We start from the raw sequence: 14547 nt of genomic DNA, 5'->3' as shown, positions 1-14547 counted from the left end.
GCGTCGCGGACATTTGACGACCCGCAAGCCCATCGGCGAATGCTTCGCATCGCGAATGGCCCATTCACCCGGCGCACCCTAAACTTCGCCCATGAGCGCCCTGCCCTACGACCCCCACCGTCTCGCCGACGCCGCCGGCAGCCTGATCACGAACTGCCGTGAGCTGGCCCACCTCGGACTCACCCCGGCCACGAGCAGCAACTTCTCGCAGCGCCTCGATGCGCAGCACTGCGCGATCACCGTGTCGGGCCGCGACAAGGGCCGCTTGGTTCAGGACGACATCATGGTCGTCGACTTCGACGGCCGCCCGGTCGCGACCGACAAGCGCCCCTCGGCCGAGACGCTGCTGCACACGCAGCTCTACCGCCGCTTCGCCGACGTGGGCTGCATCCTGCACACGCACTCGAAGACGCAAACGATCGCCTCCCGCCTGTTCGCCAAGCTCGGCCACATCACCTTCGAGGGCTACGAGCTGCAGAAGGCCTTCCGCGGCAACGACACCCACGAAGGCGCAGTGCGCGTACCCGTGCTGCCGAACTCGCAGGACATGCCGGCGCTGGCCGCCATGGTGGAGGCCGAACTCGACCGCGGCCCGCTGTGGGGCTACCTGATCGAAGGCCATGGCCTGTATGCCTGGGGCCGCGACATAGCCGAAGCCCGCCGCCACCTCGACGCCTTCGAATTCCTCCTTTCCTGCGAACTCGAGCTCCGGAGACTGCACGCATGAGCCGCATCCGCCTGTTCAACGACACCGACCCGTCCACCGTGCTGCTCGATACCCGCGAGCACGCCGCGATCGCCGCGGAACTCGCGAAGATCGGCGTGCGCTTCGAGCAGTGGGCTGCCAACGCGCCCGTGAAGCCCGGCGCGTCGCAGGACGACGTGATCGCCGCCTACAAGGGCGACATCGATCGCCTGATGGCCGAAGGCGGCTACAAGGCGGTCGATGTGATCAGCCTCACCGCCGACCATCCGCAGAAGGACGCGCTGCGCCAGAAGTTCCTCAACGAGCACACGCACAGCGAGGACGAGGTGCGCTTCTTCGTCGCGGGCTCCGGCCTGTTCACCCTGCACGTGGGCGGCAAGGTCTACGAGATCCTGTGCGAGGCCGGCGACCTGATCGGCGTGCCGGATGGCACGACGCACTGGTTCGACATGGGCCCGGAGCCGTTCTTCATCGCCATCCGCCTGTTCACCAACGTGGAAGGCTGGGTCGCGAATTTCACCGGCAGCGACATCGCCCAGCGCTTCCCCCGCTTCGAACGCGGCGAGGCCTTGGCTTGAACACGACACCCACCGTCATCCTCACCGACATCGAAGGCACGACGAGCAGCATCGCCTTCGTGAAAGACGTGCTGTTCCCCTATGCCCGCGCGGCGCTGCCCGGCTTCGTGGAAGCCCGTCGGCACGAGCCGGAGATCCGCCGCTGGCTCGATGCCGTGGCGCTGGAGATCGGCCATCCACACCAGGACTCGCGCGACGAGGCCGCGGTGCAGCAGCTGCTCGCCTGGATCGACGAGGACCGCAAGCACACGGCTTTGAAGGCCATCCAGGGCCAGCTCTGGGCCGAGGGGTACGCGTTGGGCGAATACCGGGCGCACGTCTACGCCGACGCGGGCGAGGCGCTGAAGCGCTGGAAGGCCGCGGGCCACGACCTCTACGTGTACAGCTCGGGCTCGGTGCCCGCGCAGAAGCTGTTCTTCGGCCACAGCGACGTCGGCGACCTGACGCCGCTGTTCTCCGGCTATTTCGACACCGAGATCGGCGGGAAGCGCGAGGTCGGCAGCTACCGCCACATCGCCGCCGACATCGGCGTCGCGCCCTCGCACATCCTCTTCCTCTCCGACATCGTCGAGGAACTGGACGCGGCCCGCGAGGCGGGCCTTCGCACCGCGCTGCTCGATCGCCGCGGTGATTACCCGAACTCGCGGGAGGCCGCGACGAACGGCCACCCGCGCGTGGAGAGTTTCGCCGAGATCACGCCGTGACGGCGTCCCGCGCCGGGTAGTCGGTGTAGCCCTTCGGGCCCGGCGTGTAGAGCGTCGAGAAATCGACCTCGGCCAGCGGTGCGTTGGCGCGCAGTCGCTCGACAAGATCCGGGTTGCTGATGTAGGGCCGGCCGAACACGATCACGTCGCCACGCCCCGAGGCGATGGCTTCGGCGGCGGACACCGCGTCGAAGCCGCCGTTGAGGAACAGCGGACCGCGGAAATGGCGCCGTGCCGCCGCACCGACGGCCTGCTCCTCCGGCAGCGACTGGTCGCCGTGGCGGATCTCGAGGAAACCGATGCCGCGGGCGTCGAGCTCGCGGGCCACGTACTCGACCAGCGCCACCGGCTGGCTGTCGCGGATGTCGTTGTAGGCGACCAGCGGCGAAATGCGCACCGAGACGCGCCCGGCACCGATCTCGGCCGACACCGCATCGACGATCTCGAGCAGCAGGCGGGCGCGGTTCTCGATGCTGCCGCCGTACCCGTCGGCGCGGTCGTTGACGCTGTCGCGCAGGAACTGGTCGATCAGGTAGCCGTGCGCGCCGTGGATCTGCACACCGTCGAACCCGGCGCGGATCGCGCGCTTGGCCCCCTCCACGAACAGGTCGACGATGCCCGGGAGCTCGGTCACGTCGAGGCGGCGCGGCACTTCGTAGGGCTTCGGACCCTCGGGCGTATGGATGGTGTCGCCCTGGATGGCGCGATCGCTGCTGGACACCGGTTGCCGGCCGCCATCGAGCAGGGAGTGGGCGGCGCGGCCCGGATGCCAGATCTGGAGCTGGATGCGGCCACCCTTCGCGTGCACGGCGTCGGTCACGCCCTTCCAACCCGCCACGCAGGCCTCGTCGAAGATGCCCGGCTCGCCCGTGAAGGCGCTGGCGTCGGCAGACACCATCGTCGCCTCGGCGATGAGCAGGCCGGCGCTGGCGCGCTGGCCGTAGTACTCGGCCATCAGGGCATTCGGGATGTGCGTGCGGCCGGCACGGGCGCGGGTCAAGGGCGCCATGGCGATGCGGTTCGGCAGGGCGAGGGTGCCGGCAGTGGTCGGGGTGAACAGGGGGCTCATGGCGGCTCCGCAGGTTGGGACTCCGGAGGTGCGGGCGCCGCGGCCAGCTCCCAAGCGCTGGCGAGGGTCCGCGGGCGGAACGCAGCGTTTCGCGGCCGGCTGCCACGACTTTTCACACGGCCATGCTTCTTGGGGGGAGCCCGGGCCCGATAAACTGTGCGCCAAAGCACATTTGGATCATGGACGTCCCCGATGGCGCACTTCGTCTCGACCCTGCCCTTCCATAAATCCCCGCGCTGGACGTCCAGCGTGGAGACGATCGCCGCCTCGAGTGCGCCTCGCCGGGGCCCCTTGCGGCGGACTTGGGGACGAATGGGCGTGCCGGACCCGTCGGTGATTTCGCGGCTCCTGCGCCGCGCCGGCTCGGCCGATGCGGTGCTGATCAACGGCGGCGAGCGCGCCGACCTCGTGTATCTGGCGCTCGCGGCCCTGTGCCCCTGGATCACCGCACCGCACCTGATCGTCGACGCGCACTGGCAGCCGGGCCGGACCGCCCTGCACCGCTGGGCGCAACGCCTGCCCCTGTGGCTGGGCCGTCGCCTGCTCGCCGAAGTCCAACCCCATTCGCGCGAGGAGATCCCGCTCTACGCGTCGGTGTTCGGGCTGCCGGAAGCCGTGGTGAAGCCGCTGCCGTGGTCGACCTCGCTCACGGGCTACGACCTGCAGCGGCAGGCTGAACCCGGCGAGGCCATCGTCACCGGCGGACACAGCTACCGCGACTACCGCACCCTGCTCGACGCGATGCGCGGCGAGCCCTGGACCCTGCGCATCGGCCTGCCGCCCTCGCCGGTGACGGAGCAGGTCAGGGCTTGGGCCGCCGACCTGCCGAACGTCGAGGTCGTCAGCGACTGGACCTTCCGGACCTACTGGCAGGCGGTGGCCGACAGCCGGGTGTTCGCCATGGCGATCACGCCCGGGCTGCAGCGCTGCACCGCCGACCAGACGATCTGCAACGCGATGGCGCTCGGTGCCATCGTCGTGGCGACGGATGCGATGTCGTCGCGGATCTACATCGAGCACGGGCGCACGGGCTTCCTCGTGCCCGAAGGCGATGCGGCCGCGTGGCGGCGCACCTTGGCCGAGGTGTATGCGCTGCCCGCCGAGAAGGCGCGCGCGATCCGCTCGGCGGCCCAGCACGAGGCCACGACGCGCTTCAGCGAGGACGCCCGGATCGAGGAAACCCTCCGTCGCACACGCGTGGCCGCGGCGGAATGGACCGAACGCGGGCGCGCGCCGGGCCGGCACGACGCCTGGCAGTGGGCGAAGGCCGGCTTCGTTCTGCTGCTGGCCGCCAAGGCCAGCCTGCTACCGATCCTTCTGTAGCTCCGGGCCGCGCAGCAGCGACGCTCAGGGCGCTTCGGCGTCGACCAACCGATAGCGCGTGGTGCGGCGCAACTCGCCGCGCCAACGGTCGAAGACGCGCACCTCGACCTCGTGCTCGCCGGCCGGCAGGTCGGTCCGCAGCGCGCCACGCCACAGGTGCGGCGAGAGGATGGCTTCCGGCGCGCGGTCATAGCCCCGCAGGACATCGCTGCGGTCATCGTCGGTATTGATGGCCCGCAGTTCGGGGTCGGCCCGATCGGCGCGGCGCATCGGCTGCCATTCGCCACCGCCAACGCGGTACTCCACGCGCATGTCGGCATCGCCCATCCAGACATTCGCGTAGACACCGAAACCCGGCCACGCGCCACGCCGCAGCACCTTCGGCGCGTGCAACCCGAAGGGCGGATCGTCCGCTGCGCCGGCCACGTGCCATCGCAGCGCGTAGCGACCCTCCGGTTGGACGGTGAGCGTGGCGTAGCCGTTGGGCGTGCCATCGGCCATGCGCGTGTCGGGGATGCCGCGCACATCCTTCACCCCCGTCCAGAACGCGCCGCAAGCCGCGCCCACGTTGTACTCGTGCAAGGGCGTAGCGCCAACGAACCCCGCCTCGGCGCCATGCCAGCGATGCTGCTGGATGTGCGTGTGGCTGGAGAGCACCAGCGTGTTGGCGCGCCGTTCCAGCAGGTCGAACAGCCGCTGCCGATCGGCGTCGCGGAAGGAGTCGATGGTGGGATCCGGGTCGTCGTCGAACAGCGGGATGTGCATCGCCAGGACGAGCAGCGCGTCGCCGGGCACCGTCGGCAACCATGCTTCAAGGAAACGGAACTGCGCCTCGCGCAATCCGCCGACATAGCGCGCGGGCACGCCGCTGCCGGGCTGGTGGATGACGTTGTCGAGCACGACCACCGCGAGGCCGGGCTCCTCCCACGCGAAAGTGTCCGGACCAAAGACCTGCCGGAAGCTGTCGAGCGACGCCTCGTCGGTACCCGCCGCATGGTCGCGGTCGTGGTTGCCGCTGGCATGAAGCCACGGCGTTCGCGTCGCTGCCGTGGCGCGGGCCATCGCCGGCAGCAGGGCGAGGTTGCCGTGGACGATGTCGCCGAGCGAGACGCCGAGGCGCGCACGAGGAAGGCGGGCTTCGTCGGCGACGATGTCGCGTTCGAAGTAGTCCACGTCGGCGCGGTTCTTCGGCTGGGGATCGCCGAACACGCGCATGTCGTAGGGCGGCGCCGACGGCGCTTCGGCCAAGGCGATATCCCAACGTGCCGTTCCCGCGGGGCGCCAGAAGTCCGGGAGGCCATCGTCGCGTGTCGGCAAGCGGTGGCCCGGCGGCTTCACCACGAACACCGGTCCTGCAGGACGCTCGAGGCGGAATCGCCCTGAGGCATCGCTGGTGACGATGCGCTCGCCGTCGGAGACCTGCACTCCGGCCAAGGGCAGTTCCCCGGCGTCGATCCGCCCGTTCGCGTCGCGGTCGACGTGCACGCGCCCGACCATCGCCGGCGGCGCAGCGCAAGCCGCCGTCGCAGCGATGAGGCAGAGGCCGGGGACGAGAAGGCGAAGGCGACGGCGTGTCGTGGAGGTCATCGTCGGTGGCATGGAGTGGCCGCGCGAGCCTATCGGGGCACGATACGGGCAACAAGCTTGCAGTGCCGCAGCGACGATCCATTCGAGCCGCTGGTCGCGCGCGCGGACGCCGCGCTCTATGCGGCGAAGCGCGAGGGCCGCAACCGCGTCAACCGCTGACGCGGGCCTTGCTCTGGTGCCGCTTGGCCAGCACGCGCTCGACGTCGTCGAGGCCGAGGCCGCGTGCGCGAAGACCCACGAGCGTGTGGAACACGAGGTCGGCCGCCTCGTCGAGCACGGCCTTGTCGTCCTGCGCGACCAGCGCGAGGGCCGTCTCGACGCCCTCTTCGCCGACCTTCTGCGCGATCTTGCGTACGCCGGATTCGAACAGCGTCGTCGTGTAGCTGCCCGGCGGACGCTCGCGCTCGCGCTGCTCGATGGTGGCTTCGAGTTCGGCCAGCACGCTGCCGGGCGCCTCGGGGAAACAGCTCGCGCGCTTCAGGTGGCAGGTGGGCCCATGGGGGATGGCCTGCACCAGCAGCGCGTCGGCATCGCAGTCGGTGGTGATGGCGACGAACTCGAGGATGTCGCCCGAGGTCTCGCCCTTCATCCACAGGCGGTTCTTGCTGCGGCTGAAAAAGGTGACCTTGCCGCTGGCCACGGTGGCCTCGACGGCGGCGCGGTCCATGTAGCCGAGCATCAGCACGCGGCGCGTACGCGCGTCCTGCACGATGGCCGGCAACAGGCCGTCCTGCTTCGCGAAGTCGAGGGCGTCGAGGTCGAAGGGCGCGGCCACGGCGCCGGAAGTCGGTTCAGTCACGTCGCACCTCGATGCCGGCGTTCGCCAGGCGGTCTTTGAGTTCGGGGATCGGCACGGTACCCGAATGGAAGACGGATGCGGCGAGCGCGGCATCGACGTCGGCCACGCGGAAGGCGTCGACGAAGTGCTCGATGGCACCCGCGCCGCCCGACGCCACCAGCGGCACGCGACAGATCGCACGCACGGCGGCCAGCTGCTCGAGGTCGTAGCCGGTCTTGGCACCGTCGCTGCCCATGCAGTTCAGGACGATCTCGCCGGCGCCGCGCTGCTGCGCCTCGACCACCCAGTCCAGCGTACGGCGGCCCAGCGCCTTGGTCTTCGAGGGGTCGCCGGTGTACTGGCGCACGCGCCATTCGCCGTCGGCGTCCTTGAGCGAGTCGACGCCGACGACCACGCACTGCACGCCGAAGGCGGCGGCCAGTTCGTCGATCAGATCGGGGCGCTCCAGCGCCGGCGAGTTCACCGACACCTTGTCGGCGCCCGCGTTGAGGATGGCCCGCGAATCGTCGACGGAGCGGATGCCGCCGGCCACGCAGAACGGGATGTCGATGATCGTCGCGACCCGCTCCACCCACGTGCGATCGACGCTGCGGCCTTCGGGGCTGGCGGTGATGTCGTAGAACACCAGCTCGTCGGCGCCTTCATCGCGGTAGCGCAGGGCGAGCTCCTCGATGCCGCCCATGACCACGTGGTCGCGGAAGCGCACGCCCTTGACGACCTGGCCGTCGCGGACGTCGAGGCAGGGAATGAGGCGGCGCGCGAGCATCAGGCTGTCTCCTGCGGCCGGCCCTCGGCCGCATCGATCGCGGCGAAGGCATCGACCATCGTGAAGCGGCCATCCAGCAAGGCCTTGCCGAGGATGGCGCCGCCGGCACCGGCCGCGCGGGCGCCGAGGACATCATCGAGGGAGGCCACGCCGCCGGAGGCCTGCACCGCCACCTCGGGGAAGCGCGTGGCGATCTCGCGATACAGGTCGAGGTTCAACCCGGCGAGCATGCCGTCGCGCGCGATGTCGGTGCACAGCAGGTGGCGCAGGCCAGTATCGGCGTAGCGCTTCAGCAGGTCGAAAAGCGCGAGGCCCGAGGCCTCGGTCCAACCGTGGACCGGCAAGCGGAAAACGCCGGCGTCGTCCGCGCGGGCGTCGAGGGCGATGGTGATCCGATCGTTGCCGAAGCGCTCCAGCCAGCCCAGCACCCGGTTCGCCTGCCGCACGGCCAGCGAACCGATGACGACACGCGAGGCGCCCGCACCGAGGATGGTCAGGACGTCCGCATCGTCGCGAACGCCGCCGCCGGTCTGCACCTTCAGCGTCGTCTCGCGGCGGATCGCTTCGACGAGTGGCCCGAGCGTCCAACCGCCAGCCTTCGCGGCATCGAGGTCGACGAGGTGCAGCCACTCGGCGCCGGCCTCGGCGTAGCGCTTGGCGAGGGCGAGCGGGTCGTCGGCGTAGCGGGTCTCGGCGTCGTAGTCGCCTTGGCGCAGGCGAACGACGCGGCCTTCGCGGATGTCGATGGCGGGATAGAGGATGAAGGTCACGAGGACGCCTGGAGCGAGAGGAAGTTGCGGAGCAGGCGCGCGCCGGTGGCAGCGCTGCGCTCCGGATGGCACTGCGCGCCCATCACCCGGCCGTGCGCGGCGATGGCGGTGAAGGGCTGGCCGTGCGTGCTGGTGGCCAGCGCGTTCGTGTCGCCGCGATACGCGTAGCTGTGCACGAAGTAGGCATGGCGGCCGTCGAGCCCGGCCATCAGCGGGTGCGCGGCGGCCTCGACGGACGCCGGCTGAAGGCGATTCCAACCCATGTGCGGCACGCGCACGCCCGGCGACTCCGGCAGGCGCTCGACGCGGCCCGGCAGCAGGCCGAGGCAATCCACCTCGCCTTCGACCGAGTGCTCGAACAGCAGTTGCATGCCGACGCAGATGCCCATAAGCGGCTGCGTGAGCGTCGGGATGAGGCGATCGAGACCGTTCGCGCGCAGTCGCGCCATCGCCGGGGCCGCGGCGCCGACGCCGGGGAGGATCACGTGGGTCGCTGCACGGATACGCTGCGCGTCGCTGGTGACCGGCGCCTCGACGCCGAGGCGCGCGAACGCGGCCTGCACCGAGCCGAGGTTGGCGCCACCGGAATCCAGCAGCACCAGCCGGATGCGCGAGGCATCAAGGGCAGGCAACGCGTCCGTCACAGCACGCCCTTGGTGCTCGGCAGCGCCGTGCCGTCTCGGCGGATCGCCAGGCGCAGGGCGCGGGCGACGACCTTGAAGCAGGCTTCGACCATGTGGTGCGTGTTCTCGCCGCGCACCTGCAGGTGCAGGTTCAGGCCGGCGGTCTCGCACAGCGAGCGGAAGAAGTGCGGCACCAGTTCGGTGGCGAGGCCGCCCACCTCGGCACGCGGGAACGCGCCTTCGAAGACGAAGTACGGCCGGCCGGAGAAATCGACCACCGCGGAAGCGCGGGTCTCGTCCATCGGCAGCGCGAACGCGGCGCGGGCCTCGGCGCCGAGGGCGTCCGCAGCGGCCGACGCGGGTTCACCGCCCTGCCCTTCGCCACCATCGAAGCCGTAGCGGCCGATGCCGCGCTTGTCGCCAAGCGCCTGCCTCAGGGCCTGGCCGATCGCCAGCGCGCAGTCCTCGACGGTGTGGTGCTCGTCGATGTGCAGATCGCCGGCGCAGCGCACCGCCAGCCCGAAGCCGCCGTGCTTGCCAAGCTGCTCCAGCATGTGATCGAAGAAGCCATGCCCGGTGGCGACGGCCGGCTCGGACGCGCGGTCGAGGTCGACCTGCACGGTGATCTTCGTTTCCTTCGTCGTACGCTCGACGGTGGCGGTGCGCGGCGAGGCGGTGAGCGCGTGCGCGATGCCGGCCCAGTCGTAGTGGCCGTCCTTCAGGCGGAAACCGCGCACGCCGAGGTTGGTGGCGAACTGCATGTCGGTCTCGCGATCGCCCACCATCGCGCTGCTGGCGAGGTCGATGTCGCGGTCGCGCAGGTAGTGCATGACCATGCCGATGCCGGGCTTGCGGGTCGGCAGGTTCTCGCGCGCGAAGCTCTCGTCGATCAGGATTTCGCGGAAGGTGATGCCCTGCGATTCGAGGATCTGCAGCAGCAGGCGCTGTGGCCCCTCGAACGTCTCGCGCGGGAAGCTCGACGTGCCGAGGCCGTCCTGGTTGCTGACCATGACGAACTGGAAGCCCGCATCGCGGAGCTTCTGCAGGGCGGCGATGCAGCCGCGGGTGAGGCGGAACTTCTCGAAGGCATCGATCTGCTCGTCGGCGGGCTCGTCGATGAGCACGCCGTCGCGGTCGATGAACAGGATCTTCTGGGGCATGGCAGGGTCTCAGGCCGTCGCGGCGACGCGCGCAGGAAGGGCGGCAAGGGCGGCGAGCATCGCGTCGTTCTCCTCCGGGGTGCCGATGGTGATGCGCAGGGCATCCTGGAGCTGGGGTGCCGCGCGCTGGTCGCGCACGACGACGCCGGCGCCGAGCAGGGCCTGCATGGCCGCCTCGGCATCGACGAAGCGCACCAGCACGTAATTGGCGTCGGAGGCGTACACGCGGCGCACGCCATCGAAGGCGCGCAGCGCTTCGGCGACACGGCCGCGCTCGGCGACGATGCGCCCGGCACGACGCTTCGCTTCGTCCGCCGCCGAGGGCGAAACCGCGTCGAGCGCCAGCGCCACTGCCGGCGAGGCCAGCGGATACGGCGGGGCGATGGCGGCGAGCACGCGGATCAGCGCCGGATCACCGATGGTGATGCCGAGCCGCGCACCAGCAAGCGCATAGGCCTTGGAGAGCGTGCGCAGCACGACGAGGTTCGCGAAGCGCTCGCGCAGCGCGAGCGCGCCCGGGGCGTCGTTGTACTCGCCATAGGCTTCGTCGACGACAACCAGCGCGCGGCCAGCGACACCGCGCAGCAGGCGCTCGAGGTCGGCATTCGACACCGCGCCGCCGGTGGGGTTCGACGGCGAGCAGACGTAGAGGATCTTGACCGGCGCCTTCGCGACCGACAGCTCCAATGCGCGGAGCGCGGCGTCGATGTCGAAACGGAAGCGGTCGCCCTCGTCGACCAGCGGCACCTCGACCACCGGCGCGCCCTGAACACGGGCGGAAACGGCATACATGCCGAACACCGGCGGGGAAACGAGGATCGCCTCGCGCTCGGCGCGGCACAGCCCGCGCGTGAGCAGGTCGATGCCTTCGTCGCTGCCGCGGGTCATCAGCAGCGTGTCCTCGGGCACCCCGTAGAGCGCGGCGAGCCGAGTGCGCAGGGCCGCAGGCTGCGGCTCCGGGTAGCGGTTGAGGCCCTGCCCCGGATCGGCCGGCGAGGCCCACGGGCTCTCGTTGGCATTGAGCCAGACGCTGCCCTTCAGGCCGGTCTTGCGCGCCGATCCGTAGCCGCCGAAATCGCGCAGGTCGGCGCGGACGAGGTCGAGCACGTTCATGCCGAGGCCTCCAACCGCTGCACGACGGCCTGCGCGTGTGCTTCCAGCGACTCCGCGCGGGCCATCGTGACGGCACAGGGGCCGATGGCGAGCAGGCCTTCGCGGCTCACCTGTTGCACGCTGATGCTGCGCTGGAAGCTCGCCACCGACACGCCGCTCCAGGCCCGTGCCGCGCCGCCGGTGGGCAGCACGTGGTTGGTGCCCGAGCAGTAGTCACCCAGCGATTCCGGCGCGTAATCGCCGAGGAAGATCGAGCCGGCGCAGGTGATCTTCGGCAACCAGGCGCGCGGGTCGCGCAGCTGCACGATCAGGTGCTCCGGGCCGTAGGCATTGCTGATCGCGAAGGCCTCGTCCAGCGTGGGTACGACGATGAGGCGGGCGAAATCCAGCGCTTTCGTCGCGATCGCTTCGCGCGGCAGGCGCGCGACCTGCGCGCGCACCTCAGCTTCCACGGCCGCGACCAGCGCCGCGCTGTCGGTGACGAAGACCACCTGCGAATCGGGGCCATGCTCGGCCTGCGCCAACAAGTCGGCGGCGATGAAGGCCGGGTTGGCGCCGGCATCCGCGATCACCAGCACTTCGGAAGGGCCCGCCGGCATGTCGATGGCCGGGCCGTCGGGCAGCGCGGTGACCTGCGACTTCGCCAGCATCACCCAGGCGTTGCCGGGGCCGAACAGCTTGTCGCAGCGCGGCACGGATTCGGTGCCGAAGGCCATGGCGGCGACGGCCTGCGCGCCGCCGATCCTGAATACGCGACGGATGCCGCACAGCCGCGCCGCAACCAGCACGGCGGGGTCGGCCGTGCCATCCGCCCGCGGCGGCGTGCACACTACGACGTCGCGGCAGGCCGCGATCTGCGACGGCACGCCCAGCATCAGCGCGGTGGAGGGCAAGGGCGCGGAACCCGCCGGCACGTAGAGCCCGACGGTGTCGATGGCGCGCAGCACGCGGCCGCAACGCACGCCCGGCGCGGTGTCGATCTCGAATTCGGTCGGGGCGCCGGCGCGGTGCCAGGCGTCGAGGCGCGACTTCGCTTCCACCATGGCCGCACGCAAAGCCGGATCGATGCCCGCCTCCGCCGCGGCGAATTCCGCTTCGCCGACGGCCAAGGTGTCGAGTTCCACGTTGTCGAACCGGCGCGTCAGCGCGCGCAGCGCCGTATCGCCATCGGCGCGCACCTGCGCAAGGATGCGCTGCACCGCGGCGATGCGTTCTTCGCTGGAGTTCGACGGTGGCCGGGCGAGCGCGGCGGCGCGCTCGTCGGCGGAGAGCCGGGCCCAATCGAGGGTCTTCATGGTCAGGGGTCTTCGTCGTTTGCAGCGTCAGGCCAGCATCTGCTCGACCGGCAGCACCATCAGGGCGCTGGCACCGGCCTTCTTCATGTCTTCGAGGCGCTGCCAGGTCACCGCGGTGCGGCACAGCGCCTGCACCGCGACGCGCGAGCCGTCGCCGTCGAGGGTGGTGACCAGCGGCGCGTCGGCGTCCGGCAGCAGCTTCAGCAACTCGCCCAGCGCGGCGCGCTCGGCCTGCAGCATCAGCAGCTTCGCGGCCTTCACCGACAGCACGCCGTCGAGGCGGCGCAGCAGCAGGTCGGCCAGCGCCTGGCGCTCGTCGTTGAAGGGCTTCGAGGGCCCGGCGATGACCGCCTCGCTCTCGAGGATCACCGCCACTTCCTTCAGCTGGTTGGCCACCAGCGTGCCGCCGGTGGAGACGAGGTCGCAGATGGTCTCGGCCTTGCCGAGTCGCGGCGCGATCTCGACCGAGCCCGACAGCAGCACGGGTTCGGCATCGACGGCGTTGTCCTTCAGCCACTTCGCCAGCAGGGCCGGGTAGCTGGTGGCGCAGCGCAGGCCGGCTAGGCGCTGCGGGCCGGGCCATTCCCAATCCTGCGGCACCGCCACCGACAGTCGGCAGCGGCCGAAGCCGAGGCGGCGCACGACGCTGAAGGCCTCGCCCTCGCCCTTCGCGCGGCGCTCGTAGTCCTGCTCGGCCAGCACGTTCAGGCCGACGATGCCGAGATCGCAGACGCCCTCGGCGATGAGCCCGGGGATGTCGTCGTCGCGGACGAGGAGCAGGTCGATGGGCAGCGATTCGCCATAGCAGAACAGGCGGTCGCGGCTCTCGCGGAAGCTCAAGCCCGCGCGCGCGAGCAGGTCGCGGGCGGGGTCCGAGAGGCGGCCGGATTTCTGGATGGCAATGCGCAGGCGATCGTGCGTCCGCATGGTGCGGGCTCCGTGGGAAAGCGAATCGGTTGGGAGATCAGTGGGCGTCGTCGTGGCCGGGCACGGCGAAAGCCGCGCCGGGCGACAGATGCCCGAGGCGTTCGGCCGCCAGGCGATAACCGCCGGCGCCGAGGGACAAGCAGCGGGCCACGCGGCCCACGGTGGTGACGCTGACGCCGGTGCGGTCGTGGATCTCGCGGTAGGCCCGGCCTTCGGCCAGCTCCGGCACCACAGCCCAGCGGTCGGCCATGGCCTCAAGCTCGGCCGGGGTGCACAGATCGACGAGGAAACGCCGCAGCTCGTCCGGGGTCTCCAGCGCGCGAAGGGCGCCCACCAGCCCCAGCAACCGGTCGTCGGCCGACGCGCCCGGGGCCGCGGGTGCGGCAATGGCGACGGGGGAGCGATCGAGGGCGGGACGGCGCTTCATGGGTACGCACTGTAATAGCGCGTTATTACATTGGTCAATAGCCCAACAGCAATGACCCCGCCGGTCTTCACCCGGCGATCTCGACCGAAGGCCGGGGATGCGCGAGTCTGGGCATCTGAGCGGAGGCGCACCCGTGATCCACCGACGGCCCTTGGGCAAACCCTGGCAGGAAGAACTGCAGCTCGACGACGGTCGGCGGCTATGGCTGCGGCCCATCCTCCCCGCCGATGCCGAACCCTTGCGCGCGGGCTTCGCGCTGCTCACCCCGGAGGAGGTGCGGATGCGCTTCCTGCACCCGCTGACCGAGCTGACGCCGGAGATGGCGCGGCGGCTGACCCACATCGATCCACGGACGCAGTTCGCCCTCGTGTTGGCCGAGCCGGAGGCTCCCGGGCAGGCACTGGTGGGCGGCGTGGTGCGCGCCGCGATCGACAACAAAACCCGACGCGCCGACTTCGCCATCCTGGTGATCCGCTATCTGGCCAACCAGGGCCTCGGCACGCTGCTGATGAAGCAGATGCTGCGCTGGGCGAAGCTCAAACGCCTCGACGCCGTCTACGGCGACGTGCTTCAGGAGAACACGCAGATGCTGCACCTCGCGCAGCAGCTCGGCTTCCGCCGCCTGCCCTCGGATGAACCGGGCCTCGTGCGCATCGAAAAGACGCTCTGAACCGCCAGGCCCTCGGGGCGCAGCGGGTCT

The 14547-nt window shown here is 70.6% G+C and carries 16 protein-coding genes; 5 read left to right on the top strand and 11 right to left on the bottom strand.

The window, feature by feature from the left end; all coding sequences use genetic code 11:
* Window positions 1-91: 91 nt before the first annotated feature.
* The 3 genes from O9280_RS11060 to mtnC are packed head-to-tail and all read left to right on the top strand — an operon-like array spanning window position 92 to window position 1988.
* On the top strand, window positions 92-727 hold the full coding sequence (locus tag O9280_RS11060) for a methylthioribulose 1-phosphate dehydratase (protein WP_298342388.1): 636 nt from the start codon (window positions 92-94) through the stop codon (window positions 725-727).
* Window positions 724-1284 carry an acireductone dioxygenase gene (locus O9280_RS11055; RefSeq protein ID WP_298342385.1) on the top strand — a complete coding sequence of 187 codons (561 nt, stop codon included), beginning with the start codon at window positions 724-726 and terminating at the stop codon, window positions 1282-1284. Before O9280_RS11060 ends, O9280_RS11055 begins: the two co-directional genes overlap by 4 nt.
* Window positions 1281-1988 carry an acireductone synthase gene (gene mtnC / locus O9280_RS11050; protein ID WP_298342381.1) on the top strand — a complete coding sequence of 236 codons (708 nt, stop codon included), beginning with the start codon at window positions 1281-1283 and terminating at the stop codon, window positions 1986-1988. Before O9280_RS11055 ends, mtnC begins: the two co-directional genes overlap by 4 nt.
* Here mtnC and O9280_RS11045 read toward each other — a convergent pair.
* A complete protein-coding gene (locus tag O9280_RS11045; protein ID WP_298342378.1) occupies window positions 1978-3057 on the bottom strand; it encodes an alkene reductase in 1080 nt (359 codons plus the stop codon). The genes mtnC and O9280_RS11045 overlap by 11 nt on opposite strands.
* A 192-nt stretch (window positions 3058-3249) precedes the next feature.
* Here O9280_RS11045 and O9280_RS11040 point away from each other — a divergent pair, with 192 nt between their 5' ends.
* On the top strand, window positions 3250-4380 hold the full coding sequence (locus O9280_RS11040) for a glycosyltransferase (RefSeq protein ID WP_298342375.1): 1131 nt from the start codon (window positions 3250-3252) through the stop codon (window positions 4378-4380).
* Between the two features lie 24 nt (window positions 4381-4404).
* Here the strand turns inward: O9280_RS11040 and O9280_RS11035 are convergent, their stop codons facing one another.
* The 10 genes from O9280_RS11035 to O9280_RS10990 all read right to left on the bottom strand — a co-directional run bounded on the left by O9280_RS11035 (window position 4405) and on the right by O9280_RS10990 (window position 13847).
* A complete protein-coding gene (locus O9280_RS11035; RefSeq protein WP_298342371.1) occupies window positions 4405-5967 on the bottom strand; it encodes a calcineurin-like phosphoesterase C-terminal domain-containing protein in 1563 nt (520 codons plus the stop codon).
* A gap of 148 nt (window positions 5968-6115) precedes the next feature.
* Window positions 6116-6742 (bottom strand): bifunctional phosphoribosyl-AMP cyclohydrolase/phosphoribosyl-ATP diphosphatase HisIE, encoded by a 627-nt coding sequence (gene hisIE / locus O9280_RS11030; RefSeq protein WP_298342502.1) that lies wholly within the window; start codon window positions 6740-6742, stop codon window positions 6116-6118.
* A 16-nt stretch (window positions 6743-6758) separates the two neighbouring features.
* Window positions 6759-7532: an imidazole glycerol phosphate synthase subunit HisF gene (hisF, locus tag O9280_RS11025; RefSeq protein WP_298342368.1), complete on the bottom strand. Its 774-nt coding sequence runs from the start codon at window positions 7530-7532 to the stop codon at window positions 6759-6761.
* Window positions 7532-8302 (bottom strand): 1-(5-phosphoribosyl)-5-[(5-phosphoribosylamino)methylideneamino]imidazole-4-carboxamide isomerase, encoded by a 771-nt coding sequence (gene hisA, locus O9280_RS11020; RefSeq protein ID WP_298342366.1) that lies wholly within the window; start codon window positions 8300-8302, stop codon window positions 7532-7534. Before hisA ends, hisF begins: the two co-directional genes overlap by 1 nt.
* Window positions 8299-8910 (bottom strand): imidazole glycerol phosphate synthase subunit HisH, encoded by a 612-nt coding sequence (gene hisH / locus O9280_RS11015; RefSeq protein WP_298342500.1) that lies wholly within the window; start codon window positions 8908-8910, stop codon window positions 8299-8301. Before hisH ends, hisA begins: the two co-directional genes overlap by 4 nt.
* A 32-nt stretch (window positions 8911-8942) precedes the next feature.
* The gene (gene hisB / locus O9280_RS11010) at window positions 8943-10085 is read right to left on the bottom strand and encodes a bifunctional histidinol-phosphatase/imidazoleglycerol-phosphate dehydratase HisB (protein ID WP_298342363.1); all 1143 of its coding nucleotides are present in this window, start codon (window positions 10083-10085) and stop codon (window positions 8943-8945) included.
* Window positions 10086-10094: 9 nt separating this feature from the next.
* Complete coding sequence (gene hisC, locus O9280_RS11005; protein ID WP_298342359.1) at window positions 10095-11198, bottom strand: histidinol-phosphate transaminase; 1104 nt, start codon at window positions 11196-11198, stop codon at window positions 10095-10097.
* Window positions 11195-12493 (bottom strand): histidinol dehydrogenase, encoded by a 1299-nt coding sequence (hisD, locus tag O9280_RS11000; RefSeq protein ID WP_298342356.1) that lies wholly within the window; start codon window positions 12491-12493, stop codon window positions 11195-11197. The genes hisC and hisD overlap by 4 nt, the downstream gene beginning before the upstream one ends.
* A gap of 27 nt (window positions 12494-12520) precedes the next feature.
* The gene (gene hisG / locus O9280_RS10995) at window positions 12521-13420 is read right to left on the bottom strand and encodes an ATP phosphoribosyltransferase (protein ID WP_298342353.1); all 900 of its coding nucleotides are present in this window, start codon (window positions 13418-13420) and stop codon (window positions 12521-12523) included.
* Between the two features lie 37 nt (window positions 13421-13457).
* A complete protein-coding gene (locus tag O9280_RS10990; protein ID WP_298342350.1) occupies window positions 13458-13847 on the bottom strand; it encodes a YerC/YecD family TrpR-related protein in 390 nt (129 codons plus the stop codon).
* Between the two features lie 136 nt (window positions 13848-13983).
* On the opposite strand from O9280_RS10990, the gene O9280_RS10985 reads away from it, so the two are divergent.
* Window positions 13984-14517 (top strand): GNAT family N-acetyltransferase, encoded by a 534-nt coding sequence (locus tag O9280_RS10985; RefSeq protein WP_343228750.1) that lies wholly within the window; start codon window positions 13984-13986, stop codon window positions 14515-14517.
* Window positions 14518-14547 lie beyond the last annotated feature (30 nt).

The sequence above is a fragment of the Silanimonas sp. genome (assembly GCF_027531545.1).
In the GTDB taxonomy this organism is placed as follows: Bacteria; Pseudomonadota; Gammaproteobacteria; order Xanthomonadales; family Xanthomonadaceae; genus Silanimonas.
The sequence above is the reverse complement of the archived record's forward strand: the minus strand, read 5'-3'. Positions and strand labels throughout refer to the sequence as shown.